The organism is Silvania hatchlandensis, from assembly GCF_025564065.1.
Classification (GTDB): Bacteria; Pseudomonadota; Gammaproteobacteria; order Enterobacterales; family Enterobacteriaceae; genus Enterobacter; species Enterobacter hatchlandensis.
This window is the reverse complement of record NZ_JAMGZK010000049.1, coordinates 87,768-112,947: the sequence shown is the minus strand read 5'-3', so window position 1 is coordinate 112,947 and position 25,180 is coordinate 87,768. Positions and strand designations below refer to the sequence as shown.

The following is a 25,180-nucleotide window of genomic DNA, read 5'->3' as shown; positions in this document are numbered from 1 at the left end:
ATTAAGCGCGAACGAAGTCGATGTGGGTCAGTTTTGGCTTGAACGGGTGACGCTGAACAGCCTGAACTTTCACTTTCTCTTCTTTACCGTCAACAACGATAGTCAGAACTTCAGTGTAGAACCCTTCTTTAGTCTGCAGGTTCCAGACTTTGTCATGATCCAGTTCGATAGCTACTGGAGCAACATCGGCACCGTAAACGATAGCCGGGAACTTGTTAGCTGTGCGCAGGCGGCGGCTCGCACCCTTACCCTGCACTGCACGTACTTCTGCATCGATAGTGAACATTGATTACTCTCTGTAAATTAGTCCTGCTACAGGCGACCCAGTAACAGGTAAGTGTTCTGCCTCACGGATGTGAAGCGGGCGGCATTTTATACTTAAACGGCCCGCACATCAATGAAAAGTGCCCTTATCCCCGCAATTCATTGGCCCGGCGGTAGCGGCCCTGGTAATCGAAAACCTTCTCGCGCACCTGCCAGAACAGGCCTTTTTTACGTGCCACCACAAAGTCAGGATGGCGTAACAGCGGCTGCTGATGAACGATATCGGCGGCGGTGATCCAGCGCAGCGGCACCCCGGGCGTGCGGGTATGTGGACGGATAAACAGCTGTTCAAAGGCGGTGCGCTGGGCGGGTGTCTGCAGACGGAAGCGCTCACTCACATCGGTGCCATCTTCATCGTAATAGGTGATTTTCAGCCACTCCCCTTTTTCATCCGCGCCGTGAGCCAGCACCATGCCGCTACAGCGCAGCACCAGCGCGTCTTTCAGCTTGAGGGCGGCTTTCAGCATATCGTCCGGATCCACCAGTACCGTATCGCAGGTGCGGCAGCGGCGGGCAGCAATATCATTTTCGGCGTTGCACTGCGGGCAGTTTTTAAACCGAAAGCGGAAGTCACACTGTTCCCGATGGCCTTCATCATCCTCAAACCAGCCCTGACAGCGACGACCAAAGTGCTCTATTAAAGTGCCGTCGGCGGTGGTCTTTCCCCAGAAGGTGTTGGCAAATCCACAGGCCGGGCAAAACACCTGTACCGGCACATTGTCGCTTTTGCCTTTTGGCGCGCCCACTTCCGGGGCATAGAGATCGTGCGGATTGCCGGCGTAATCCAGAATCAGGCAATCGGTTTTGCCGGGGGCTAAACGCAACCCGCGGCCGACAATCTGCTGATAAAGGCTGACGGATTCGGTCGGGCGCAGGATCGCAATCAGATCCACATGCGGGGCATCAAAGCCGGTGGTCAGGACCGAGACGTTGACCAGATAGCGAAACTGCTGCGCCTTAAAATCCTCAATCAGCCGGTCGCGCTCCGGGCCCGGCGTTTCGCCTGTGATAAGTCGGGCGTCATCGGCGGGCAGCAGGCCGGTGACCTCCCGGGCGTGTTCCACGGTGGCGGCAAAAATCATCACCCCTTTGCGCGCCTCGGCGAACTCCATAATCTGGCTGATAATGTGCGGGGTAATGCGATCCTGCTTTTTCAGCTCCAGATTGAGATCCGCCTCGCTGAACAGGCCGTTGCTCTGTACCTGCAGGCGGCTGAAATCGTACTGCACCACCGGCATATCCAGTCGCTCCGGTGGCGTGAGGTAGCCGTGTTTAATCATATAGCGCAGCGGCAGCTCGTAAATACAGTCGCGAAACAACGCCTTTTCATTGCCGCGCACCATGCCGTGATAGTGGAAGCGGTAGATCCAGCCCTTGCCGAGCCGAAACGGCGTGGCGGTCAGCCCCAGCAGGCGAATGTGCGGATTGACGCTCTTCAGGTGCGCGAGGATCTGCTGATACTGGCTGTCGTCATCGTCGCTGATGCGGTGGCACTCATCCACAATCAGCAGCGAGAATTCGCTGCGGAACATGTCCAGATTACGCGCCACCGACTGTACGCTGCCAAATACCACTTTGCCGTGGCTCTCTTTACGCTGGAGTCCGGCCGCGAAAATGTCGGCCTCGAGATCCAGTGCCAGGTATTTGGCATGGTTTTGCGCGACCAGCTCTTTAACGTGCGCCAGCACCAGCACGCGCCCGCGCGCCAGCCGCGCCAGTTCGGCAATCACCAGGCTTTTGCCCGCACCGGTGGGCAGGACAATGGCAGCCGGTTCTTTATGCTGGCGAAAGTGGGCGAGGGTGGCGTCGACGGCTTCCTGCTGATAGGGGCGAAGTGTAAAAGTCATGGTTTCTCGGTTTGGTTATCTCGCACATAGTATGCCACGAAACTTTTTCCCTTGAGTGGCGCAGATAGCCCGCTATACTGGGCTGTTCTAACTGCTTCTTTCGGACCTGTGGTCCGGCTCCTGGCACCCTTAAGGCTTAAAATATTTCATGCGACTTGATAAGTTTATCGCTCAGCAACTCGGCGTAAGCCGCGCTATTGCCGGGCGTCTGATCCGCGGCAGCCATGTGACTGTGGATGGCGACATTGTGCGAGACAGCGCTTTTAAACTCCAGCCTGACCATCAGGTGGAATACGAAGGCAACTCGCTGACGCAGCAAAATGGCCCGCGCTATTTCATGCTCAACAAACCGGATGGCTACGTCTGTTCCACCGACGATCCGGATCACCCGACGGTGCTCTATTTCCTCGATGAGCCGGTAGCCTACAAGCTGCACGCTGCCGGGCGTCTGGATATCGACACCACCGGTCTGGTGCTGATGACCGACGACGGTCAATGGTCGCACCGCATCACCTCCCCGCGCCACCACTGCGAGAAAACCTATCGGGTGAAGCTGGAATCGCCGGTCAGTGACAGCACCGCCGGGCAATTTGCCCACGGCGTTCAGCTGCATAATGAGAAAGATCTGACTAAACCAGCGGTGCTGGAAATCATCACCCCGAATGAGGTCCGTTTGACCATCAGCGAAGGGCGTTACCATCAGGTGAAGCGCATGTTTGCCGCCGTGGGCAACCACGTGGTCGGCCTGCATCGCGAACGTATCGGGGCGATTGCGCTCGACCCGGACCTTGAGCCAGGCGAATACCGTCCGCTGACGGAAGAAGAAATTGCCAGCGTTGGCCTGCTTTCACGCTAATCTCAGGAGCACACAGTGACCACCAGGCCACACTCGTCGTACAGCATCGTGTTTATTCTTGGCCTGCTGGCCATGCTGATGCCGTTGTCCATCGATATGTATCTGCCTGCGCTGCCGGTAATTTCCGCACAGTTCGGCGTTCCGGCTGGCAGCACGCAGATGACCCTCAGCACCTATATTCTGGGGTTTGCTTTGGGGCAGCTGCTGTATGGCCCTATGGCGGATAGCATCGGACGTAAGCCGGTGATCCTTGGTGGCACGCTGGTGTTTGCCGGTGCGGCGATGGCCTGTGCCCTGTCGCAGACTATCGACCAACTGATTGTGATGCGTTTCTTCCACGGCCTGGCGGCTGCGGCGGCAAGCGTGGTGATCAATGCCCTGATGCGCGATATCTACCCGAAAGAAGAGTTCTCCCGCATGATGTCCTTTGTCATGCTGGTTACCACCGTTGCGCCGCTGGTGGCGCCAATGGTCGGGGGCGCGGTGCTGGTGTGGTTTAGCTGGCACGCCATTTTCTGGATCCTGGCGCTGGCGGCGCTGCTGGCCTCGGCGATGATCTTCTTCTTTATTAAAGAAACGCTGCCGATAGAACGGCGGCAGAAGTTCCATATTCGCACTACGCTGGGCAACTTTGCCTCGCTGTTTCGCCATAAGCGCGTGCTGAGCTATATGCTGGCCAGCGGTTTCAGCTTTGCCGGGATGTTCTCCTTCCTCAGCGCCGGGCCGTTTGTCTACATCGAGCTTAACCATGTGTCGCCGCAGCACTTTGGTTACTACTTTGCGCTGAACGTGGTGTTCATCTTTGTGCTGACGATGATTAACAGCCGCTTTGTGCGCCGGGTAGGGGCGCTGAACATGTTCCGCATCGGGCTGTGGATCCAGTTCGTGATGGCGGTGTGGATGGTGGTGACCGCTTACTTCGACGTGGGGTTCTGGGCGCTGGTATTTGGCATTGCGGCGTTTGTGGGCTGTATCTCGATGGTATCGTCCAATGCGATGGCGGTAATCCTCGACGAGTTCCCGCACATGGCCGGCACGGCCTCGTCGCTGGCGGGGACCTTCCGCTTTGGTATCGGCGCTATCGTTGGCGCGCTGCTCTCGCTGGCCACCTTCAACAGTGCCTGGCCGATGCTATGGTCAATCGCCCTGTGCGCCACCGGCTCGATTCTGTTCTGCCTTTACGCGAGTCGGCCCAAAAAATCGGTGAGCTGAATCACAAAAAAGGGTCCCGATGGGACCCTTTTTTGATACATGTCAACCAGGATGCTGTTCATTCCCGCCTGTTTTGTTTCTTTTATGTAAAATCTATTTATGTAAATAGTCACAACCTTGTAGTTAAAAAGGTTGAGTTAGATCGCAAAAACGGGTAAATATAGCGCCGACTGCGACCTGAAACGCTTACAAAAAGCTCTGACAAAGTAGACGCCAACGCCGATGGATTCTGGCTGTAAGCGTTTTCTTTTTAAAAACAGAGCAGGTCAGTAGCGATGTGTTACTATAAATGTAAATGAATTGTGAAGTATATTTTCTTCCGGGGAACGAACGTGAATACATTACAGCACTCCATTGTCCACCGCTTGCCGCAGAGCTATCGCTGGTCGGCGGGTTTTGCAGGTTCGAAAGTTGAACCGATTCCGCAAAGCACCCCGAACTGTGAGAACTGCCTGGTGGCGCTTAAACTGCTGAGTCCTGAAGAGGGTAACGCGTGGCCGGTAATGGAGCGACTGAGTCAGGCCCTGACCGACATTGAACTTTACAGCTCGGTGCTGGAGTGCGAAGGCGAGCCGTGTCTGTTCGTGAAAAGTCAGGATGAGTTTGCGGCGACCTGCCGACTGAAGAACTTTGGTGTGGCAATTGCCGAGCCTTTCTCCAGCCAGAACTCTGCCTGAGCGTCAGCGCAACGCTAACAGCTGACGCGTATACGCCTGCGTCGGCGCGGCAAAGACGCGCTGGCATTCCCCCTGCTCGACCACCTCTCCCTGACGCAACACGATCACTTGATGGCAAAGCGCGCGCACGACCTGCAGGTCATGGCTGATAAAGATATAGGCTAGCCGGTGCTTTTTCTGTAAATCCTTCAGCAAGGCCAGAATTTGTGCCTGCACCGTTTTGTCGAGCGACGAGGTCGGCTCGTCCAGGATAATCAGCTCCGGTCGCAGGATCAGTGCCCTGGCGATGGCGATGCGCTGACGCTGCCCACCGGAGAACGCCGCCGGATAGCGATGACGGGTCTCGGGATCGAGTCCCACTTCGCGCATCACGGTAATCACTTCCTCTTCACGCACCTGCAGGCTGAGGCCGGGCTGATGCACGCGCAGGCCCTCTTCGATAATTTGCTGCACGTTAAGGCGGGGATTGAGCGAAGAGTTCGGATCCTGAAAAACCACCTGCATCCGGTGACGGACGGGCAGCATCTGTCGGCGATCCCAGCTGTGCAGCGGCTGACCGTCAAACAGAATCGTCCCCCGGGAGGCAATCAGGCGCAGCAGCGCCAGCCCGGTGGTGCTCTTCCCGGATCCTGACTCACCCACCAGCCCCAGCGTTTCTCCCGGACGTAAGGTGAAGCTGACGTTGCTCAGCACCTGCTTACTCTCCACCACGCGACGCAGCAGGCCTTTACGGACCGGGAATGCCACCGAGAGATCTTCCACCCGCAGCAGCGGCTCGGCATCCTGTGCCAGCGGCACCGGGTCGCCTGCGGGCTCGCTGTCGAGCAGCCGTTGGGTATAGGGGTGCTGTGGGGCAGTAAACAGCGCCGAGGTGGTGTTCTGCTCCACGCAGCGCCCGTTCTGCATCACCGCGACCCGGTCGGCAAGCTTTTTCACAATGCCGAGATTGTGGGTGATAAACAGCAGACTCATGTTCAGCTCGTCGCGCAGCTCACGCAGCAGTTGCAGGATCTGTGCCTGCACCGTCACGTCCAGCGCGGTAGTCGGTTCATCGGCGATCAGCAGTTCCGGACGGGTGAGTAACGCCATGGCGATCATCACCCGCTGGCGTTCACCGCCGGAAAGCTGATGCGGAAAATCGCCGAGCCGTTTTGCCGCATTGCGGATCCCGGTGCGATCCAGGCAGTCGAGCATCTCGCCGCGCGCCGCCTCTTTGCGCATGCCGCGGTGCAGAGACAGCACCTCATAGAGCTGCTTTTCCAGCGTATGCAGCGGGTTAAGCGAGACCATCGGCTCCTGGAAAATCATCGCGATTTTGTTGCCGCGCACCCCGCGTAGCGTGCGCTCGTCGGCATGCAGCAGCGACTGGCCGCGAAACAGGATATCGCCCTGGGGAAAAACCACCGGCGGAGTTGGGAGCAGGCGCAGCACCGACAGCGCCGTCACGCTCTTACCCGAGCCAGATTCGCCCACCAGCGCCAGGGTTTCGCCTTCGGCAATCTGCAGGGAGATATCGTTCACCACCGTGCGGGTTTCGTCCTGCTGACGAAAGGCGATGGAGAGCGCGTCGATGTGAAGCAGGGGCTGCGTCATCTTAAACCGCCTTGTTAGGATCAAAGGCATCGCGTACCGCTTCGCCAATAAAAATCAGCAGCGACAGCAGCACGGCCACCGAGAGGAAGGCGGTGATCCCGAGCCACGGCGCCTGCAAGTTGTTTTTGCCCTGCAGCAGCAGCTCGCCCAGCGAAGGGGAACCCAGCGGCAGACCAAAGCCGAGAAAATCGAGCGAGGTGAGGGTGGTGATTGAGCTGCACAGAATAAACGGCAGGAAGGTCAGCGTCGCCACCATCGCATTGGGCAGCATATGGCGGAAAATAATCCCACGATCGCCGACTCCCAGCGCCTGCGCCGCGCGAATATAGTCGAAGTTACGGGTGCGTAAAAACTCGGCCCGCACCACGCCCACCAGCGCCATCCAGCCAAATAACACCGTAATGCCCAGCAGCCACCAGAAGTTAGGCTGCACCACGCTTGAGAGCAAAATGATTAAAAACAGCGTCGGCATCCCGGACCAGACTTCAATAAAGCGCTGCCCCCAGAGGTCGATTTTTCCGCCGTAATAACCCTGAATTGCCCCTGCCAGCACCCCCATCACGCTGGAGAAAAGGGTCAGCATCAGGCCGAACAGAATTGAAATCCGGGTGCCGTACAGAATGCGCGCCAGCACATCGCCGCCGTTAGCATCGGTGCCCAGCCAGTTCTGCGCCGAAGGTGGTGACGGGAAGGGGGTGTTGGTGGCAAAGTTAATACTGTTGGCGCCAAAGCGCACCGGCGCCCACAGCACCCAGCCACGCGCGTTCAGCTGCGTGCGCAGCCACGGGTCCTGGTAATCTGCCGCGGTGGCAAACGGGCCGCCAAAATCTCGCTCGCTGTAATCTTTAACCACCGGCACGTACCAGCGATCGTCAAAATGCACCAGCAGCGGTTTATCGTTGGCGACAATCTCCGCGCACAGGCTCAGGGCGAAAAACAGGGCAAAAATCCACAGCGACCAGTAGCCGCGGCGGTTATGGCGAAAACGTGCCCAGCGGGCCTGGTTAACAGGGCTTAAACGCGGCATCAGCGGCCCTCAAAGTCAATACGCGGATCGACCAGCGTATAGCAAATATCACTGAGGATATTCAGCAGCAGTCCAATCAAGGTGAAAATATAGAGCGTGCCAAACATCACCGGATAGTCACGCGAGACGGTCGCCTCGTAGCCGAGCAGGCCCAGGCCGTTAAGGGAGAACATCACCTCGATTAACAGCGAGCCGGTGAAGAACATGCTGATAAAGGTGGCGGGGAAACCGGCGATCACCAGCAGCATCGCGTTGCGGAAAATATGTGTCCACAGGATGAGCCGTTCGCTCACGCCTTTGGCGCGGGCGGTCACCACATACTGCTTGCGGATCTCGTCGAGGAAGGCGTTTTTGGTCAACATGGTCAGTGCGGCAAAGCCGCCGATCACCGTCGCCAGCACCGGCAGGGTGATGTGCCACAGGTAGTCGGTAATTTTGTTGTACCACGGCAGGCTACTGAAATCGGTCGATACCAGCCCACGCAGCGGGAAGAGATCCAGATAGCTGCCGCCGGCAAAAAAGACGATCAGCAATACTGCGAACAGAAACGCCGGGATCGCGTAGCCGACAATAATAAAGGTGCTGCTCCAGATATCGAACCGGCTGCCGTTATCCACCGCTTTGCGGATGCCGAGCGGGATCGAGACCATGTAGATAATCAACGTCCCCCACAGCCCCAGCGTAATCGACACCGGCAGGCTCTCTTTGATCAGATGCAGTACCGAGGCGCTGCGGAACAGGCTGTCGCCAAAATCGAAGCGCAGATAGTCCCACAGCATTTTGAAATAGCGCTCATGCAGCGGCTTATCGAATCCGTAACGCTGGGTGATCTCGGCGATCACCTCTGGATCGAGGCCGCGTCCGCCGCGATACTGGCTCTCGTTAATATTACCGACCCCGGTGCGGGCATGGCTGGCGCGCAGCCCTTCGCCGCCACCGCCGGGCATCGTCCCGCTGTTGCCGAATTCGATAGCGGCGATAGCCTGATCGACCGGCCCGCCGGGGGCAATCTGCACAATAAAAAAGTTGATGGTGATAATGGCCCACAAGGTGGGGATCACCAGCAGCAAGCGACGTAGTAAATAAGCGCCCATTGTGATTCCTTAACGCCGTTCGGCGGGTAATTTCGCCGCTTTGTTAACGTCATACCACCAGTTTTCAAACCCCAGCGAGTACACCGGACGCTGGGCAGGAAGCGAGAATTTATCCCAGTGGGCAACTCTGTCCTGCCCCATAAACCACATCGGCAGCATGTAATGGTTCCAGGTCAGCACCCGGTCGAGCGCCCGTCCCAGCGGCAGCAGTTTTTCTTTATTGCCTTGGGCGGCGACGATTTGGGCGATCAGGGCATCGACCGCCGGGTTTTTCACTCCCGGTGCGTTGTAGGTGGAATCTATATATTGCGAGGCCCATGAGATCTGCAGATCGGTGCTCGGCCACGGCATGGCCCGCCACAGGCGCGGCATCATGTCGTAATCGCGGTTACGCATCCGGTTGGTGATTTGCGAATTATCCACCTGGCGGATGTCCAGGGTAATGCCCAGTCGTTCAAGATTGTGCTGGAACGGCAGTACCCACTGGTTGTTGCCCCCGGAGGGGAGCAGCAGTTCAAAGCTCAGCGGCTTGCCGGTTTGCGTGTTGATCCGCTTCTGGTTTTTGATTTCCCACCCGGCCTCATCCAGCAGTTTACTGGCCTGCAGCAGGTTATCGCGATCAAAGCCGTCACCTGTCGAACGCGGCGGCTGGTAGAGTGTGGTGAACACCTCAGGAGGAACGGCCCCTTTGAGCGGCGCAAGCAGCGTCAGCTCGGCCGCATCCGGGTAGCCGTGTGCGGCATATTCGGTATTCTGGAAATAGCTGTTCACCCGGCTATAGGCGCCGTAGAACAGCGCCTTATTCATCCATTCGAAATCGAAGGCAAGGGTAATTGCCTGACGCACGCGGCTGTCGCTAAATACCGGACGCTGAATATTAAACGCCAGCCAGCGGGTATCCTGGGCCGAGTCATTCTTAAACGCCTCTTTGACGATGTAGCCACGGGTGAAGTTTTTCCCGCTGTAGCGCGTCGCCCAGTTTTTGGCGCTGCTCTCTATTCGCATATCAAATGCGCCCGCTTTAAACGCTTCGAACGCCACGTTGTCGTCGAGGTAATAGTCGTAGCGCAGGGTGTCAAAGTTCCAGCGCCCGCGGTTTACCGGCAAATTGGCTGCCCAGTAATCTTTCACCCGGGAGTAAATCAGATACTGACCCATCCGCCAGTGGGTGATGCGATACGGCCCGCCTGCCAGCGGCGGGGTGGAGAGCGGGTCGCTGAGCTTATGATCCTTCCAGAACTTTTCGGGCATCACCGGCAGCGTCAGCAGGCTCAGCATGTCCTCTTTATTCGGGTGGGTGAGGGTGATGCGCACGGTCAGCGGGGCGATGGCAGTAACGTTGGCCCCTTTATAGACCAGACGAAATTGCGGCACGCCTTCGGTCATAAACTTGTGAAAGGTAAAAGCGACATCGCTGGCCTTCACCGGGGTACCGTCATGAAAGCGCGCCAGCGGATTGAGGGTCAGCTCCATCCAGGAAAAGTCATCGGCGTAGCGCGCCATCTCGGCCACCAGCGGATAGTAGCTGCCCGGCTCGTCGTCAGAGGTGGTGAAGAGGGTATCGTAGAGCGCGTCGGTACGCTCGGCCGCCACGCCGCGCAAGGCATAGCGGTTGAAGTTGTCGAAGGTGCCGTTAGCCGACAGGGTCACGCTGCCGCCCTTCGGCGCTGCCGGGTTAACGTAGTCGTAATGGTCGAAATTAATGGCGTATTTCGGCTCGCCAATAACTGCAAAGGCGAAGCTCTCTTTTATGGTTTGCGCCTGACAAAGTCCACTTATCATCGCAATCAGCACCATCACCACGCGCACAATCATTCCGCTACGTATTCCTTTTTTGTTCTGACCCGCAGGCAGCGGGCCGGCTCGTTACCTGAATAATAAGTGACGCCGCTGAGGTTGTGAAATTATTCCCCGTCGAGCTGAACGTCAGGCTCCCAGACCATCAGCTGCTCCAGGCGCATCGGGCGACTGATCCAGAACCCCTGCAGCAGGTTGACGCCGTGCTCCCGCAGCCATTTTGCCTGTTCGGGTGTCTCCACCCCTTCTGCTACCGTCACCATATTCAGGCGGCGAGCCAGAGTCAAAACGGCATCCAGCACCGGTGAGGTGACCGTTTCCATGCCGATGGTGCTGACGAACCCCCGGTCGATTTTGAGGTAGTCCATGGTAAAGCGCTCCAGATAGATCAGCGCGCTGTGCCCGGTACCGAAATCATCCACCGCCACTTCAAACCCTTCCAGATGCAGCCACTCAAACAGCTTTGTCGCTTCCCTCTGGTTGAGCATGTCGCGCTCGGTAATTTCGAGCACCAGCTGAAAATGATCTGGCGGCAGCGAGGCGGCGAACTGGCGCATATCGTCTTTGAAGCTGTCGGCGTGCAGATGGCCAGGAGCGATGTTGATCCCCAGCTTGGCACCCGGCGGCAGCCGCTTCTGCAGCATCGGGGCGTCGCGCCGGATCAGATCGAAGAGGTGCAGCGTCAAAGGCACGATCAGCTTCTGCGCTTCGGCAAAGTTAATAAAGGCATCTGGCGGGATCTCCCCGGCGCCGGGATGGTGCCAGCGCATCAGCACTTCGACGCCGCGCATCTGTAAATCATGCGCATCCACCACCGGCTGGTAAACCACGTAAAATTGATTCTGCTTGATGGCGGTGAGGATCTCTTTACGCGGATTTGCGCGGGTGATGATCAGGTAGTAGCAGAGCCCGCTGGCCAGCGCGCCGCACATCAGGCCAAAGAGCAGGGCAAACTGCACCTCTTCCAGCATCCAGCTATCGGCATACAGATAGATTTGCAGCGGTAGTCCCTTTACCTGAACCGAACGGACGGGCTTGCCGTGTAAATCGGCCGACAGCAGCAGCCGGTCTGACCAGGTGGTGAACGCCATATTGCCGACAACCAGCGCCACGCCGATAAACTCGTCCTGGCGGGCGGTATACAGCAGATAAGGCACCAGGTTGAGGTTAATGGAGGTAAACACCCCGCCGTTCGCCAGCAGGGGATTGCTCATCCACAGTGCAATGGCCGGTTTTTTCGGCATCATCGGTGTGCCGGGCAACAGGGCCATGTCAACGTCTTTATTTACGTCGATTGTGGGTACCAGCTCCGAGATCGGCATTTGCATCGGTCCGGTAGCCGAGGAGCAAAAGGCGACTTTGTCTTTGACCAGCAGAAAGGCGCGGACGTTGAGACTGAATGCGGCGCGTGATGTGAGTTCAGAGGCGATACCGCTGCACTGGCTTAAGGTGAGCGGCTGCAGCATATCAACCGAGCGGCGCAGCTCGGAAAAATAGCCGTTCATATAGTTAGCAAGACCACTGATCAGACTGTCGTATCTTACTTCCTGCTTATGGCGACTCATCAAAAACTGCGAACCGCCGCAGAGCAGGGTGATAAGAAGTCCGGCGGTCAGGCTGAGGATCAGCGCTTTGCGGCGAAATGATAAATAGCGGGTGAACATAAACGTTATGGGATCCTGAAAGGCCGCTCGCGTCATCTTGACGGCTAAACTCACGTAACGAGACTATAGCCTGGAACGTCCTGACCCGCGCCAGATGGAGATGAATCGCAGATCGTAAAACAAAAAAAGCACTGCCGGAGCAGTGCTTTTATGCTGGGCTGTCAGTCAAGGGAAACAGACAGCACCAGGGGTTAACTACGGGTCAGAACACGACGCGCTTCGTTATAGCGCTTTTTCCAGTATGGCTCGTTCATGCTGGAAATAATCACACCGCTGCTGGTGGATGCGTGGACAAACTGGTCGTTACCAATATATATGCCGACATGACGGCCGGTTGAACCCGCCCGGAAGAGCACTAAATCACCCGTACGTAAACTGGTACGTGAAATAGATTTGCCCATTTCCTGTTGTTCATAAGTTGAACGCGGAAGTTCTAACCCAAACTGCTCACGGAAAGTACGCTGTACGAAACCGGAACAATCAATTCCCTTTTTAGTGCTGCCGCCTAAGCGATAGCGTACGCCTTTCCAGCTGGCATACTGGTCCATCAGTCTGGATTTGATATCCAGATTGCTGACCATCTTTTCAAATTCATCCTGAGAGGCTTGCAGTGAAGAGGCGTCTTCCGAACCCACAACACGCGTCTCAGGATGCATATTCTTTGCGGTATTAGTTGTACAAGCTGAAAGCAGAACCGCTACTGCTATCGCCGGGATCACTCGTGAGATGTATCTCAAAATCGGTTGAGATTTGACCATTTTGTTTATTTTCCCTTGAAGTCCTTAACGACGAATATCGTTATAAAAAATGCCAAGCGAGACGAGACTAAATACCTGCGCACAATGAGACAATTCTTTATGGTCAAATCTGTGGCGAGCCGCACAAATTTATTTACATTAAAAAATAATAACCGCACTGAGGTAAAACGAGTTTGAGATTACCCCATCGTGCGGGTCAATGCGAGTAAAAATATCCTTTTTTTATAAGAAAAAGTGATACCTAAAGTCACTGCGCGGGAAAGAGAAACACAACCATTATGCTGGTTAATAATTGTGCAACTCGTTCATTTTTCACGGAATTATTTTTGTCGCAATAGGACATTTCGGAAATGAAAAGGCTGAAAATTACCCGTGGTCATTAAATAATCAGTGATGGATATTGTTAATAACGGTGCGTTATTTGTTTTAAAATTGTTGTATTAACCCGGCAAGTAACGATCGAACAAGGCAATAACCCGATCGCTCAAAGGAGTCATAAGACACCAGGGAAGACCAATCAACGCGACCGAAACCGAGCCAACGGCAATATCACTGAACCAGTGCGCGCCAATCATTACCCGGGGGAAGGCAAAAACCATAAAAATAATCAGGGCTAATGCGAAAGTCTTAGACCCAAAATAACGCCACATAAATGCGGAAAAAATAAGCAGCATCATGCCGTGATCGCCCGGGAAACTGTCTTTGGAAGCGTCTTTTGTCGAAATGTTCAGCAGTTCGCTGACGCGGTAAATATCCGGGAAGAACAGGGTCGGGCTTGAACGCTTAACCGGGATAATAGCCTGCGCCAGCTGATTGATCACCACCGCGGCCAGCAGCATCGTTAAACCAATCATCACAATGCGTCGACGTCCCGCCGCGTTCTCCTGACGCCAGAAGGTGAGCATTAAATAGCCCATCGCCAGCAGCGAGCAGGCGTCAAACGCGCGGTTGTTGGTGATCGCCACCAGCCATAAGAAGGCGCGGCTCTTCACCAGCTCCTGATTAAAGAAGTGGAAGATCCCACTGTCCAGCGGGAACCAGAAACCGTGGTTCACCGGCAGGTACCAGGATAAAAAGAGCGCCAGACCGGCGATATTGAGCAGTAAAATAAGTGGTATTCGGGTTGTCATCTTTATGTCGTCAGCAGTTAAAACGGGGCAACGTTAGTCGCCCGAGGTTAAACGAAGCTTCAACAGGCTGGACTGAAGCGCATTCCAGTCGGTGTTAACCGCACTAATTAACTCTATACGGCTATCCGGTGGCGCGACATTCTGTGTTTCGATATGGAAATCGCTCCCCTGACGATTGACGCGCACCAGCCCTTCAGGAATGCGCATCACCCCTTTTACCCGTTCAACCGGCGCTAGGCGTGCCCACTCCAGCAGGCCAATGGTGTCGAAGCAGGTGTCGGCATCAAATACCCAGCCACAGGCGTGATGCCCCTGGCCGCTGTTCAGGCTGCGACGCCAGCGCTGGTGCGCGGGCAGGCTCAATGCTGCCAGGCCCTGTTTCTCGCCACGACCGTGTGAATGCTCTGCGCTGGCGGGCAGCTCGGCGACGTTATGCCGCGGCAGGTCGAGGAGGGCATTATCAATAGCGCCCTGCGTGGTGTGCTGCAGTTGGCGATCGCCGCCGAAGTGCTGCCACCACAGTGTCAGCGCGGCAGCGCTTTCGGGGGTGGCGCGATCTTCTTTATTGGCAATGATGATATCGGCGGCGGCAAGCTGATCGCGGAAGTTATCGTTCTGGACGCTTTTCTCATCCAGCAGCTGGCGCGGGTCGAGCAGGCATAGGGTGGCGCGCAGGTCGATCCACGGCTCATACACCGGGGCGGTCAGCAGGTCGAGGATCTGTTTCGGATGGCCAAGGCCCGTGGGCTCAATCAGTAAACGGTCGGGTTTACCCTGACGCAGCAGGGTGTTCAGCCCTACCTGCATCGGTAAACCATTGACGCAGCACATGCATCCGCCTGGGATCTCCTTAATCAGGGCACCGCTATCCGCCAGCAGGGCACCGTCGATACCGACCTCGCCAAACTCATTGACTAGCACGGCCCATTTTTCGTCAGGATCTTTGTTGGCCAGCAGGTGCAATATCGACGTGGTTTTTCCGCTGCCGAGAAAACCGGTGATCAGGTTGGTTTTAGTCACATGTGCTCCAGGAGTGATAAATGTAATGCTATAACAATTATCAGTAATCCTGGCGCAAAAGAACAGTGCTGAGAAGGGAAGAGGCGAACGGAGAGAACCCCCGCTCGCGTATCAGGCACCGATCGTTAAAGATTCAGCGTATCAATAACGGCCTGCCGTGCACCCGACTGGCTGATGCGCTGCCAGGCCTGGGTGATTGCGTTGACAAACTGCGCATCCTGCGGCAAATCGTTGCCAAAAATTTCACTCAGCGTCAGCAGGGCGGTGACGCGTTCCTGCTCGCTGCTGGTCTCAACAAGGGCGCGGATTTTGTCGCTGAGCGGATCGCGCACGTCAATGGCGTTGCCCGCGTCGTCCACACCGCTGACGTAGCGCATCCAGCCGGCCACGCCGAGCGCCAGCAGCGGCCAGGCGGTTCCTTTCTGGCGGTGGATGCGAATACCTTCGAGCATCCGCTGGGGCAGTTTCTGGCTGCCGTCCATCGCAATTTGCCAGGTCCGATGCTGCAGGGCCGGATTAGCAAAACGGTTGATCAGGCTGTCGGCATAGGCGGTGAGATCCACCCCGGTGATGCGCAGGGTTGGGGCCTGCTCGTTCAGCATCAGACGGCGGGCGGCATCGCGCAGACTGGCGTCGGCCATGCAGTCGTTAATGTGGGCGAACCCGGCCAGATAGCCCAGGTACGCCAGGAAGGAGTGGCTGCCGTTAAGCATGCGCAGCTTCATCTGCTCCCACGGCAGGACGTCCTGCACCATCTGCACGTCAGCGGCTTCCCATTGCGGGCGACCGGCGACAAAATTGTCCTCAATCACCCACTGCACAAACGGCTCGCAGCTGATGGCGCACGGATCCTCAACGCCCACTTCACGGGCAATTTCTGCCAGTGACGCGTCGGTCGCGGCGGGGACGATGCGGTCAACCATGGTGCCGGGGAAGCTGACATGCTCCGCAATCCACGCTGCCAGCGCCGGCGAGCGTTTGTTAGCCATCCCCAGCACCGCGTTTTTCACTACGTGGCCGTTATCGGGAATGTTATCGCAGGAGAGGACGCTGAACGGCGACAGGCCCCGCTCGCGGCGGCGATGCAATGCTTCGACCAGGATCCCCGGCGCCGAGTGCGGCTGGTCCGGGTTTTCCAGATCGTGAATAATACGTTCATTAGCGGTATCCAGCGCGCCGGTGGCCGGATCAATGCAGTAACCTTTTTCGGTAATCGTCAGGGAGACAATCGCCACCTGCGGTTCACAAAATTTTTCAATGATCGCCGCCAGTGAATCCAGCTTCGCGTTCAGGCACTCATGTACCGCCCCGACGATAATCGGCTGATTGCCATCGGCACCTTTTTCCAGCACCGTAAACAGATGGTCCTGCGCCCGCAGTTGGCTCATCAGCGTATCACCGCTAAACAGGCTAATCTCACATATCCCCCAGTCGCCACCCCTGGCGTTCAGCACCCGGTCAGTCAGTAACGCCTGATGGGCACGATGAAAGGCGCCAAAGCCGAAATGCACAATGCGGGAGCGCAGTTTCTGGCGATCGTACTGCGGCTGCAATACGTGAGCGGGTAGTGTGGTGGAAGCAATTGTCTTCATGAAATAAACACCTGATTAACCGTTAATTAACAATCTCAGTGTAAAGTTATATGACAGCAAATTGAATTGGTAAGCCGTAATTATCCGGGAACTGTGAGGTAGATCAATCAATCTGGCGAGGCACGTTGACCCTTTACCGCAAGCCTGTATGGTAGTCGTCATAGTAGTCATTCATATTGGTATAACAACTTTAGGGGGTGAAGCAATGGAACAAACATGGCGTTGGTACGGGCCAAAAGATCCGGTTTCTCTTGATGATGTGCGTCAGGCTGGCGCAACCGGCGTTGTCACGGCGCTGCACCATATTCCTAATGGGCAGGTGTGGCCGGTAGAGGAAATTAAGCAGCGTCAGGCGCTGCTGGCGGAGAAAGGGTTGACCTGGTCGGTGGTCGAAAGTATCCCGGTTCACGAAGAGATCAAAACCCATTCGGGCGACTGCGCCACCTGGATCGCCAACTATCAGCAGAGCATTCGTAACCTGGCGGCCTGCGGCATTGATACCGTGTGCTACAACTTTATGCCGATCCTCGACTGGACGCGTACCGACCTGGAGTATGAACTGCCGGACGGCTCTAAAGCGCTGCGTTTTGACCAGATTGCCTTTGCCGCCTTTGAGCTGCACATTCTCAAGCGCGACGGCGCCGCGGCGGACTACAGCCCGGAAGAGCAGCAGCAGGCACTGGCGTGGTTTAACGCCGCCAGCGAAGCCGATATCGAAAAACTGACCCGCAATATCATCGCCGGTCTGCCGGGTGCGGAAGAGGGCTACACCCTCGATCAGTTCCGCGCGCGTCTGGCGGAGTACGGCCATATCGACAAAGCCCAGCTGCAGCAGAATATGGCCCACTTCCTGCGGGCTATCGTTCCGGTTGCTGAAGAAGCAGGCGTGCGCCTGGCGGTTCACCCGGACGATCCACCGCGTCCAATCCTCGGCCTGCCGCGCATCGTCTCAACGATTGAAGATATGCAGTGGCTGAAAGACGCCGTTAACAGTATCCATAACGGCTTTACCATGTGTACGGGCTCTTACGGCGTGCGTGCGGATAACGACCTGGTGCAGATGATCGAAACCTTCGGCGACCGTATTCACTTCACCCACCTGCGCGCCACCTGCCGGGAAGAGAATCCGAAGACCTTCCATGAAGCAGCGCACCTGGGCGGCGACGTCAATATGGTCGCGGTGGTGGATGCGATCCTGCGTGAAGAGCAGCGCCGCAAACTGGCGGGCGATCTGCGTCCGATCCCGTTCCGTCCGGATCACGGCCACCAGATGCTGGATGACCTGCGTAAGAAAACCAACCCGGGCTACTCGGCGATTGGGCGGTTGAAAGGGATGGCGGAAGTGCGCGGCGTGGAGCTGGCGCTGAAGATGACCAAATATCCTGAGCTGCTGTAACCTCTATAAACATAAAAAACCGGCTCGATGGCCGGTTTTTTTGTCGGCCCGGTAAGCGCAACGTCACCGGGCAAGCCGTACGATCAGTCAGCACGACCCATATAGCGTTTTTCTTCAATATGGATACGGATTTTTTCACCTGCGGACAGGTATTCAGGCACCTGTACCACCAGACCGGTGGTCAGGGTCGCCGGCTTGTTACGTGCAGAGGCTGACGCGCCTTTGATGCCAGGTGCCGTTTCCACGATCTCGAGGTCAACCGTCTGCGGCAGCTCAAGCGCCAGCAGTACGCCGTCCCAGGTCAGAACCTGCATATCCGGCATCCCGCCTTCCGGAATGAACAACAGCTCTTCTTCAATCTGATCTTTGGTGAAGATATACGGGGTGTAATCTTCTTTATCCATAAAGACGTATTCGTTGCCGTCAATATAGGAGAAATCAACATAGCGGCGGGTCAGGGTAACGGTATCCACGATATCGTCGCCTTTAAAACGCTCTTCCACTTTCAAGCCGGTACGCACATCGGCAAAACGCATTTTATACAGCGTTGCTGCGCCACGGGCGCTGGGTGCCTGAATGTCGATGTCTTTAACAATCAGCAGTTTGCTGTTGTAATTCAGCACCATACCTTTCTTAATCTCGTTCGCTCTTGGCATTGCATTAATCCTGTTCACGGGAAGGTCAAAAATATCGCGTCAAATTACTCGCGCGCGGCATTTCAGGCAAGCGGAATCAGCGGCTTTTGCTATCAATACACAAAAGGTGTTACTGTGCGCGACACCCCCGCTGATGCGGGTTTCAGTCAACCCGGAGAGCGTATATGGATTGTCGTCCAGACTGCGGAGCATGCTGCACCGCACCGTCCATTTCCAGCCCCATTCCCGGGATGCCTGACGGCAAGCCTGCCAATACGCCCTGCGTTCAGCTTGATGCGCAGCAGCGCTGCAAAATATTCGGCTTGAGCTCGCGCCCCAAAGTGTGCGCAGGCCTGCAGCCAGCGCGGGAGATGTGCGGCACCTCGCGTCCCCAGGCCATGACCTGGCTGCTGGAACTCGAGTCGCTCACCGCGCCTTAAATATCCTTAATTCGCGTCAGGCAGAGGGTGGTGAGCATGCACATCCCCAACGCAATCCAGAACACGGCGTGATAGCTCCAGAACTCAGCCACCACTCCGGCCACCGATCCGGCGATAATCCAGCCCACACGGGTGGTATTGGTGTACAGCGTAGTGGCCGCGCCCGCCTGACCCGGCATCAAATCCTGGAAGTAAAGCATGCCAATCCCGGCGAGGATGCCAATATAGATGGCGTTCAGCAGCTGTAACCCCAGCAGCAGCACCGGCGAATGCGCAGTCAGCATCCCTGTATAGAACAGCAGGCCCGCAACGGCGGCAATGCGCATCAGGAAGCGTTTGCCGAAGCGTTTAGCGTAATAGCCCGCAATCAGCATGGTCGGGATTTCCAGCCCGGCCGCCGTGCCCATCATCACTCCCGCCAGTTTTTCCGACAGGTGCAGCTCGTTAATAATAAACAGCGGCATGTTAATGATGTACAGGCTGTTAGTGCCCCACATCAAGGTGCAAACCGTAAACAGCAGCAGTGCGTCGCGTCGGTTGCGGCGCGGGGATTCCAGCACGCCGGTCGCCAGCTTTGGCTCTTTACGCATCGACGGCAGGAAAAACCACACCATCACACCGCAGACCACAAACGCCACCGCCGCGCTGATATACATCACCGCAAAACCAAACCCCATCGCCAGCGCATAGGCCAGCGGCGGGCCAATAACCCAGGCCAGTGATACCTGCGCACGCAGGATTGAGCTGAACATTACCGCCTCGCGCCCGGTGTGGTCGGCATGTTCCCGGGCAAGGGCAAACATCTGCGGGTTAGCGGTCGAGCCAAAGCTGCTGAGAAACACGCCGACAAACAGCAGCACGAAGTAGTTACGGTTCCAGGCGAACAGCAGGCAGGCGAATACGCCCATCAGACAGCAAAAGACAATCAGCGATTTGCGATCGCCTTTCTTATCCGAACGACCCGCCAGAAACTGGCTGACGAGGATGCCGATAATGGCGCTTCCGGTAAAAAAGAAGCCTACCATCGCCGGACGGGCATGAACCTCGTTGGTGAGGAACAGACTCAGCGTCGGTGTTTGTAACGCACCGGCAATACCGGTGAGGAAGGCAACAATCAAAAACGCCGATGACGTCAAATCAAATGGCTTTGGTGAGGCGGCAGCGGGGGTTGTGTGCATGTTTCTGTATCAATGATAGTGAAGAGACGCGGAGTTTACGCCGCTTGTCAGAAAATGAACAGGTGCCCGGATCAATTCCCCACAATAAATCAAAAGCCCGTTTCAGAATAAAAATCACTGTTGCTGAAGTTGCTGAAACGCAGCGGTAAAAAACAAAATAGAGAGGCTGAAGTGAATGGCCTGCAAAGAAAATGTGCTGCATATCTAACTTCTGCATGCTGAATTGTAACTTTACTTGCAAGGTTTTGTAGAAAGAGCAAGACTTCTTGAAACGTTTCAGCGCTATCGGGTATCGATCAGTTTCACCGGAATAGCGTATTTTTTTTCATGTTAGCTGAAACGATTCAATTTCAGCAGGAGTGGAGAACCATGTTCCAGTTATCCGTGCAGGACATCCATCCGGGCGAACAGGCCGGTACGAAAGAAGAGGCCATCCGTCAGGTGGCCGCCGCGCTGGTGCAGGCAGGCAACGTCGCCGACGGTTACGTTGACGGCATGCTGGCGCGCGAGCTGCAAACCTCAACATTTCTCGGCAATGGCATCGCCATTCCGCATGGCACCACCGATACCCGCGATCAGGTGCTGAAAACCGGCGTTCAGGTCTATCAGTTCCCGCAGGGCGTCCTGTGGGGTGAAGGTCAGGTCGCCTACGTCGCGATCGGCATTGCCGCCAGTAGCGACGAACACCTCGGCCTGCTGCGCCAGCTGACGCACGTCCTGAGCGACGACGCCGTGGCTGAACAGCTCAAATCCGCGACCACTGCTGAAGAGCTGCGTGCGTTGCTGATGGGCGAGAAGCAGAGCGACGCGCTGAAGCTGGACAACGAAACGCTGACGCTGGACGTCGTCGCCTCCGATCTGGTGACCCTGCAGGCGCTCAACGCCGGTCGCCTGAAAGAAGCGGGCGCGGTGGATACCGCCTTCGTGGCCCACGCCATTAACGATACGCCGCTGAACCTCGGTCAGGGTATCTGGCTGAACGACAGCGCCGAGGGCAACCTGCGCAGCGCTATCGCGGTCAGCCGCGCGGCCACCGCCTTTGATACCGCAGGCGAAAAAACCGCGCTGCTGGTTACCGTCGCCATGGCCGATGAACAGCCGGTTGAGGTGCTTAAGCGCCTGAGCGACCTGCTGTTGAACAACAAAGCTGAAAAACTGCTGAACGCCGATGCCGCGACCCTGCTGGCGCTGCTGACCAGCGACGACGTTTCACTGGACGATCTGTTGAGCGCTGAATTTGTAGTGCGTAACGAACACGGCCTGCACGCTCGTCCGGGCACCATGCTGGTGAACACCATCAAGCAATTTAGCAGCGATGTGACCGTCACCAACCTCGACGGCAGCGGGAAACCGGCTAACGGCCGCAGCCTGATGAAAGTCGTCGCACTGGGCGTGAAGAAAGGTCACCGCCTGCGCTTCACCGCGCAAGGTGCCGATGCTGAACAGGCGCTGAAAGCGATTGGCGAAGCCATCGCAGCAGGCCTGGGGGAGGGCGCATAATGAGCAGACGTGTTGCAACTATTACGCTGAACCCGGCTTACGACCTGGTGGGTTTTTGCCCGGAAATTGAGCGCGGTGAAGTCAACCTCGTGCGTACCACTGGCCTGCACGCCGCCGGTAAAGGGATTAACGTCGCGAAAGTGCTCAAAGATCTCGGTATCGACGTCACAGTAGGTGGCTTCCTCGGTAAAGATAACCAGGATGGTTTCCAGCAGCTGTTCAGCGAGCTGGGGATCGCCAACCGTTTTCAGGTTGTGCAGGGCCGCACCCGCATCAATGTGAAAATGACCGAAAAAGACGGCGAAGTGACCGACCTGAACTTCTCCGGTTTTGAAGTTACCCCGTCCGACTGGGAGCGTTTTGTCACTGACTCCCTGACATGGCTGGGTCAGTTCGATATGGTGTGCGTCAGCGGCAGCCTGCCGTCCGGCGTCAGCCCTGAAGCCTTTACCGACTGGATGACGCGCCTGCGCAGCCAGTGTCCTTGCATCATTTTTGACAGCAGCCGCGATGCGCTGGTAGCCGGTCTGAAAGCCGCGCCGTGGCTGGTGAAACCAAATCGTCGCGAACTTGAGATCTGGGCTGGCCGTAAGCTGCCAGAATTAAAGGATGTGATTGAAGCCGCCCATGCGCTGCGCGAGCAGGGTATCGCTCACGTGGTGATTTCGCTGGGCGCAGAAGGCGCGCTGTGGGTTAACGCGTCTGGCGAATGGATCGCCAAGCCGCCGTCAGTGGAAGTGGTTAGCACCGTTGGCGCAGGGGATTCGATGGTTGGCGGGCTGATTTATGGCCTGCTGATGCGTGAGTCCAGTGAGCACACTTTACGTCTTGCCACCGCCGTTGCTGCCCTGGCCGTTAGCCAGAGCAATGTCGGGATTACCGATCGTACCCAGTTGGCCGCGATGATGGCGCGTGTTGACTTGAAACCCTTTAACTAACAGCAGGAGAGGCATAATGAAAACGCTGCTGATTATTGACTCTGCCCTCGGACAGGCTCGCGCCTATATGGCGAAAACGTTGCTGAGTTCGGCAGGACATAAAGCACACCTTGATTTCATCGACAACCCGGGCGATGCCGAACTGGTCATCGTGCTGGCTGACAGCATCCCGGCTGACAGCGCGCTGAACGGCAAAAAAGTGTGGCTGGGCGATATCAATCGCGCCGTGGCACACCCGGAACTGTTCCTGAGCGAAGCGAAAGGCCATGCGGCGGTGTACAGCGCACCTGTTGCAGCCGCTGCCCCGGCAGTTGTCAGTGGTCCAAAACGCGTGGTCGCGATCACCGCTTGCCCAACCGGTGTAGCGCATACCTTTATGGCGGCTGAAGCCATTGAAACCGAAGCCAAAAAACGCGGCTGGTGGGTAAAAGTCGAAACCCGCGGCTCGGTGGGTGCCGGCAATGCTATCACCCCGGAAGAGGTGGCTGCAGCCGATCTGGTCATCGTCGCGGCGGATATTGAAGTGGACCTGGCGAAGTTTGCCGGTAAGCCGATGTACCGCACCTCTACCGGCCTGGCGTTGAAGAAAACGGCGCAGGAGCTGGATAAAGCGCAGGCAGAAGCGAAGCTGTATCAGCCTACGGGCAACACGGCATCCTCTGCCAGCGAAGGCAAGAAAGAGTCCGCGGGTGCCTATCGTCACCTGTTGACGGGCGTCTCTTACATGTTGCCGATGGTGGTAGCCGGTGGTCTGTGTATTGCGCTCTCGTTCGCCTTTGGTATCGAAGCCTTTAAAGAGCAGGGCACGCTGGCAGCCGCATTGATGCAGATTGGTGGCGGCTCGGCGTTTGCGCTGATGGTGCCAGTGCTGGCAGGTTACATTGCGTTTTCTATCGCGGATCGTCCAGGCCTGACGCCGGGTCTTATCGGCGGGATGCTGGCGGTAAGCACCGGTTCGGGCTTTATCGGCGGTATCATTGCTGGCTTCCTTGCGGGTTATGTGGCGAAGTTCATCAGCTCGAAGCTTAAGCTGCCGCAGAGTATGGAAGCGCTGAAACCGATCCTGATCATTCCGCTGTTCTCCAGCCTGGTGGTTGGCCTTGGCATGATCTACCTGATCGGCAAACCGGTTGCGGGCATCCTTGAAGGCCTGACCCACTGGCTGCAAACCATGGGCACAGCTAACGCGGTTCTGCTGGGTGCAATCCTCGGCGGCATGATGTGTACCGACATGGGTGGTCCGGTGAACAAAGCGGCCTACGCCTTCGGTGTTGGCCTGCTGAGTACCCAGACCTACGCCCCGATGGCGGCCATCATGGCGGCGGGTATGGTGCCTCCGCTGGCCCTGGGCCTGGCGACTATCATTGCCCGTCGTAAGTTCGACAAAGCACAGCAGGAAGGCGGTAAAGCGGCGCTGGTTCTGGGTCTGTGCTTTATCACCGAAGGGGCAATCCCGTTCGCTGCCCGTGACCCGATGCGCGTGTTGCCATGCTGTATCGTCGGCGGTGCGGTGACCGGTGCAATGTCGATGGCGATTGGCGCAAAACTGATGGCGCCGCACGGCGGTCTGTTTGTGCTGCTGATCCCTGGCGCTATCACCCCAGTGCTGGGTTACCTGTTTGCGATTATCGCCGGTACGCTGGTGGCCGGTCTCTCTTACGCGGTGCTGAAGCGCCCGGAAGCTGAGGTCGTCGCTAAAGCGGCATAATCCATTGTAGAAAATAAAAGGCAGAGGAAACTCTGCCTTTTTTAATGGAATAACGTCGTAAAATTGTTTAACGGATCCATCTCCCGCGCCAGCGAGGTCAGTCGTTTTTTATCTTTAATGATGTAACCTCCCTTCTGTTTTACTAACACGCCGTCATGGGTAAATTGCGCAATAACAAATAACAGATGTCGATATGACACACCCATATATTCAGCAGCCTGCGTATGTTTTTCGCGATATATATCACAATTCTGTGTGAGTAAGATAAAGGCTGCCAGCCGGTTAATCAGCGGGAAAGACTGGTTTTGAGTTAAGGATACGATATTACGGTAATTTTTATGGCTTAACGCAACGCAAAGATTACGTAAAAAAGTCGCGTCATTTAATAATAAAGGACGATACTGTTTCATGGGCAATGCCAGACACCAGCACTCCTCAATGGCCTGTACCGCTCGTGGTTCGTGATCGGTGTCGACTAATTCAATTTCGCCAATAAAACAGGGCGCGCTAAAAAAATCGATCAATGAGACCTTCCCATTGGGCAGGGACGCGTAAAGTTTAGCCCGCCCGCGCACCAGGTAGAAGAGATACGTCGGCTGACTGGCCTCTTTCACAATAAACCCCCCGGCTGGTACCTGAATTAGCCGGGTGTCATGTAAAATATCCATAGAAAACCGCGTCTTATAGTTCGATTCCTCAATCAGCTGATATTTCAATACGTCATCGTGGATCTCTTTCACGGCAGCTTCCTGATGTGAGATTTCTCATATCCAGCATACGTTCTCCATTGTTAG

23 protein-coding genes are annotated in these 25,180 nt (G+C 56.4%); 8 read left to right on the top strand and 15 right to left on the bottom strand.

From position 1 onward, the window contains the following. Position 1: 1 nt before the first annotated feature. Positions 2–286 carry a 50S ribosomal protein L25 gene (gene rplY / locus M8014_RS12630; RefSeq protein ID WP_271282788.1) on the bottom strand — a complete coding sequence of 95 codons (285 nt, stop codon included), beginning with the start codon at positions 284–286 and terminating at the stop codon, positions 2–4. A 124-nt stretch (positions 287–410) separates the two neighbouring features. Then, positions 411–2,171: a DNA repair helicase RadD gene (gene radD / locus M8014_RS12625; RefSeq protein WP_271282787.1), complete on the bottom strand. Its 1,761-nt coding sequence runs from the start codon at positions 2,169–2,171 to the stop codon at positions 411–413. A 148-nt stretch (positions 2,172–2,319) separates the two neighbouring features. On the opposite strand from radD, the gene rsuA reads away from it, so the two are divergent. The 3 genes from rsuA to M8014_RS12610 all read left to right on the top strand — a co-directional run bounded on the left by rsuA (position 2,320) and on the right by M8014_RS12610 (position 4,916). Beyond that, entirely contained in the window at positions 2,320–3,027 is a 708-nt protein-coding gene (gene rsuA / locus M8014_RS12620) for a 16S rRNA pseudouridine(516) synthase RsuA (RefSeq protein WP_271282786.1), read from the top strand. A gap of 15 nt (positions 3,028–3,042) precedes the next feature. Further along, positions 3,043–4,239, top strand: coding sequence for a Bcr/CflA family multidrug efflux MFS transporter (locus M8014_RS12615; RefSeq protein WP_271282785.1), 1,197 nt, complete (start codon positions 3,043–3,045; stop codon positions 4,237–4,239). Positions 4,240–4,571: 332 nt separating this feature from the next. Then, entirely contained in the window at positions 4,572–4,916 is a 345-nt protein-coding gene (locus M8014_RS12610) for a YejG family protein (RefSeq protein WP_271282784.1), read from the top strand. A gap of 3 nt (positions 4,917–4,919) precedes the next feature. On the opposite strand, the gene yejF is transcribed toward M8014_RS12610, so the two are convergent. The 9 genes from yejF to M8014_RS12565 form a co-directional block, all read right to left on the bottom strand. Further along, the gene (gene yejF / locus M8014_RS12605) at positions 4,920–6,509 is read right to left on the bottom strand and encodes a microcin C ABC transporter ATP-binding protein YejF (protein WP_271282783.1); all 1,590 of its coding nucleotides are present in this window, start codon (positions 6,507–6,509) and stop codon (positions 4,920–4,922) included. Between the two features lies 1 nt (position 6,510). Then, on the bottom strand, positions 6,511–7,536 hold the full coding sequence (locus tag M8014_RS12600) for an ABC transporter permease (RefSeq protein ID WP_271282782.1): 1,026 nt from the start codon (positions 7,534–7,536) through the stop codon (positions 6,511–6,513). After that, positions 7,536–8,630, bottom strand: a complete 1,095-nt coding sequence (locus M8014_RS12595) for a microcin C ABC transporter permease YejB (RefSeq protein WP_271282781.1) — start codon at positions 8,628–8,630, stop codon at positions 7,536–7,538. Before M8014_RS12595 ends, M8014_RS12600 begins: the two co-directional genes overlap by 1 nt. Before the next feature lie 9 nt (positions 8,631–8,639). After that, positions 8,640–10,445: an extracellular solute-binding protein gene (locus M8014_RS12590; RefSeq protein WP_271282780.1), complete on the bottom strand. Its 1,806-nt coding sequence runs from the start codon at positions 10,443–10,445 to the stop codon at positions 8,640–8,642. Between the two features lie 89 nt (positions 10,446–10,534). Next, positions 10,535–12,091: a cyclic di-GMP phosphodiesterase gene (locus M8014_RS12585; protein ID WP_271282779.1), complete on the bottom strand. Its 1,557-nt coding sequence runs from the start codon at positions 12,089–12,091 to the stop codon at positions 10,535–10,537. A gap of 191 nt (positions 12,092–12,282) precedes the next feature. Continuing rightward, on the bottom strand, positions 12,283–12,849 hold the full coding sequence (gene mepS / locus M8014_RS12580; RefSeq protein ID WP_271282778.1) for a bifunctional murein DD-endopeptidase/murein LD-carboxypeptidase: 567 nt from the start codon (positions 12,847–12,849) through the stop codon (positions 12,283–12,285). A gap of 440 nt (positions 12,850–13,289) precedes the next feature. Then, positions 13,290–13,979, bottom strand: coding sequence for a phosphatase PAP2 family protein (locus M8014_RS12575; protein WP_271282777.1), 690 nt, complete (start codon positions 13,977–13,979; stop codon positions 13,290–13,292). Positions 13,980–14,012: 33 nt separating this feature from the next. Continuing rightward, positions 14,013–14,999, bottom strand: a complete 987-nt coding sequence (locus tag M8014_RS12570) for a GTP-binding protein (protein WP_271282776.1) — start codon at positions 14,997–14,999, stop codon at positions 14,013–14,015. Between the two features lie 125 nt (positions 15,000–15,124). After that, positions 15,125–16,591, bottom strand: a complete 1,467-nt coding sequence (locus M8014_RS12565; RefSeq protein ID WP_271282775.1) for a mannitol dehydrogenase family protein — start codon at positions 16,589–16,591, stop codon at positions 15,125–15,127. Positions 16,592–16,796: 205 nt separating this feature from the next. Here M8014_RS12565 and uxuA point away from each other — a divergent pair, with 205 nt between their 5' ends. After that, positions 16,797–17,987: a mannonate dehydratase gene (gene uxuA, locus M8014_RS12560; protein ID WP_271282774.1), complete on the top strand. Its 1,191-nt coding sequence runs from the start codon at positions 16,797–16,799 to the stop codon at positions 17,985–17,987. 83 nt (positions 17,988–18,070) lie between these two features. On the opposite strand, the gene yeiP is transcribed toward uxuA, so the two are convergent. Beyond that, positions 18,071–18,643, bottom strand: a complete 573-nt coding sequence (gene yeiP, locus M8014_RS12555; RefSeq protein ID WP_271282773.1) for an elongation factor P-like protein YeiP — start codon at positions 18,641–18,643, stop codon at positions 18,071–18,073. 164 nt (positions 18,644–18,807) lie between these two features. Between yeiP and M8014_RS12550 the strand changes: the two genes are divergently transcribed. Continuing rightward, positions 18,808–19,062 (top strand): YkgJ family cysteine cluster protein, encoded by a 255-nt coding sequence (locus M8014_RS12550; RefSeq protein WP_271282772.1) that lies wholly within the window; start codon positions 18,808–18,810, stop codon positions 19,060–19,062. Here M8014_RS12550 and setB read toward each other — a convergent pair. After that, on the bottom strand, positions 19,059–20,240 hold the full coding sequence (setB, locus tag M8014_RS12545) for a sugar efflux transporter SetB (RefSeq protein WP_271282771.1): 1,182 nt from the start codon (positions 20,238–20,240) through the stop codon (positions 19,059–19,061). The genes M8014_RS12550 and setB overlap by 4 nt on opposite strands. Next, positions 20,200–20,442 (bottom strand): hypothetical protein, encoded by a 243-nt coding sequence (locus tag M8014_RS12540; protein ID WP_271282770.1) that lies wholly within the window; start codon positions 20,440–20,442, stop codon positions 20,200–20,202. The genes setB and M8014_RS12540 overlap by 41 nt, the downstream gene beginning before the upstream one ends. 167 nt (positions 20,443–20,609) lie before the next feature. Here M8014_RS12540 and fruB point away from each other — a divergent pair, with 167 nt between their 5' ends. From fruB to fruA, 3 genes are read left to right on the top strand one after another with little or no spacing between them, the layout of a single operon-like run. Further along, a complete protein-coding gene (fruB, locus tag M8014_RS12535; protein WP_271282769.1) occupies positions 20,610–21,740 on the top strand; it encodes a fused PTS fructose transporter subunit IIA/HPr protein in 1,131 nt (376 codons plus the stop codon). Continuing rightward, positions 21,740–22,678: a 1-phosphofructokinase gene (fruK, locus tag M8014_RS12530; RefSeq protein ID WP_271282768.1), complete on the top strand. Its 939-nt coding sequence runs from the start codon at positions 21,740–21,742 to the stop codon at positions 22,676–22,678. Before fruB ends, fruK begins: the two co-directional genes overlap by 1 nt. A 16-nt stretch (positions 22,679–22,694) precedes the next feature. After that, a complete protein-coding gene (fruA, locus tag M8014_RS12525; protein WP_271282767.1) occupies positions 22,695–24,386 on the top strand; it encodes a PTS fructose transporter subunit IIBC in 1,692 nt (563 codons plus the stop codon). Positions 24,387–24,427: 41 nt separating this feature from the next. Here fruA and M8014_RS12520 read toward each other — a convergent pair whose 3' ends face one another. Then, the gene (locus M8014_RS12520) at positions 24,428–25,126 is read right to left on the bottom strand and encodes a transcriptional regulator YeiL (protein WP_271282766.1); all 699 of its coding nucleotides are present in this window, start codon (positions 25,124–25,126) and stop codon (positions 24,428–24,430) included. Positions 25,127–25,180: the final 54 nt, after the last annotated feature.

Coding starts and splice junctions, on each gene's coding strand:
- M8014_RS12585 (WP_271282779.1), bottom strand. CDS start 12,091: ATGTTCACCCGCTATTTATCATTTCGCCGCAAAGCGCTGATCCTCAGC.
- radD (WP_271282787.1), bottom strand. CDS start 2,171: ATGACTTTTACACTTCGCCCCTATCAGCAGGAAGCCGTCGACGCCACC.
- uxuA (WP_271282774.1), top strand. CDS start 16,797: ATGGAACAAACATGGCGTTGGTACGGGCCAAAAGATCCGGTTTCTCTT.
- M8014_RS12600 (WP_271282782.1), bottom strand. CDS start 7,536: ATGCCGCGTTTAAGCCCTGTTAACCAGGCCCGCTGGGCACGTTTTCGC.
- M8014_RS12590 (WP_271282780.1), bottom strand. CDS start 10,445: ATGATTGTGCGCGTGGTGATGGTGCTGATTGCGATGATAAGTGGACTT.
- rsuA (WP_271282786.1), top strand. CDS start 2,320: ATGCGACTTGATAAGTTTATCGCTCAGCAACTCGGCGTAAGCCGCGCT.
- fruA (WP_271282767.1), top strand. CDS start 22,695: ATGAAAACGCTGCTGATTATTGACTCTGCCCTCGGACAGGCTCGCGCC.
- fruK (WP_271282768.1), top strand. CDS start 21,740: ATGAGCAGACGTGTTGCAACTATTACGCTGAACCCGGCTTACGACCTG.
- yejF (WP_271282783.1), bottom strand. CDS start 6,509: ATGACGCAGCCCCTGCTTCACATCGACGCGCTCTCCATCGCCTTTCGT.
- M8014_RS12540 (WP_271282770.1), bottom strand. CDS start 20,442: ATGCAGCACATTTTCTTTGCAGGCCATTCACTTCAGCCTCTCTATTTT.
- fruB (WP_271282769.1), top strand. CDS start 20,610: ATGTTCCAGTTATCCGTGCAGGACATCCATCCGGGCGAACAGGCCGGT.
- yeiP (WP_271282773.1), bottom strand. CDS start 18,643: ATGCCAAGAGCGAACGAGATTAAGAAAGGTATGGTGCTGAATTACAAC.
- M8014_RS12575 (WP_271282777.1), bottom strand. CDS start 13,979: ATGACAACCCGAATACCACTTATTTTACTGCTCAATATCGCCGGTCTG.
- M8014_RS12565 (WP_271282775.1), bottom strand. CDS start 16,591: ATGAAGACAATTGCTTCCACCACACTACCCGCTCACGTATTGCAGCCG.
- M8014_RS12595 (WP_271282781.1), bottom strand. CDS start 8,630: ATGGGCGCTTATTTACTACGTCGCTTGCTGCTGGTGATCCCCACCTTG.
- mepS (WP_271282778.1), bottom strand. CDS start 12,849: ATGGTCAAATCTCAACCGATTTTGAGATACATCTCACGAGTGATCCCG.
- rplY (WP_271282788.1), bottom strand. CDS start 286: ATGTTCACTATCGATGCAGAAGTACGTGCAGTGCAGGGTAAGGGTGCG.
- setB (WP_271282771.1), bottom strand. CDS start 20,240: ATGCACACAACCCCCGCTGCCGCCTCACCAAAGCCATTTGATTTGACG.
- M8014_RS12550 (WP_271282772.1), top strand. CDS start 18,808: ATGGATTGTCGTCCAGACTGCGGAGCATGCTGCACCGCACCGTCCATT.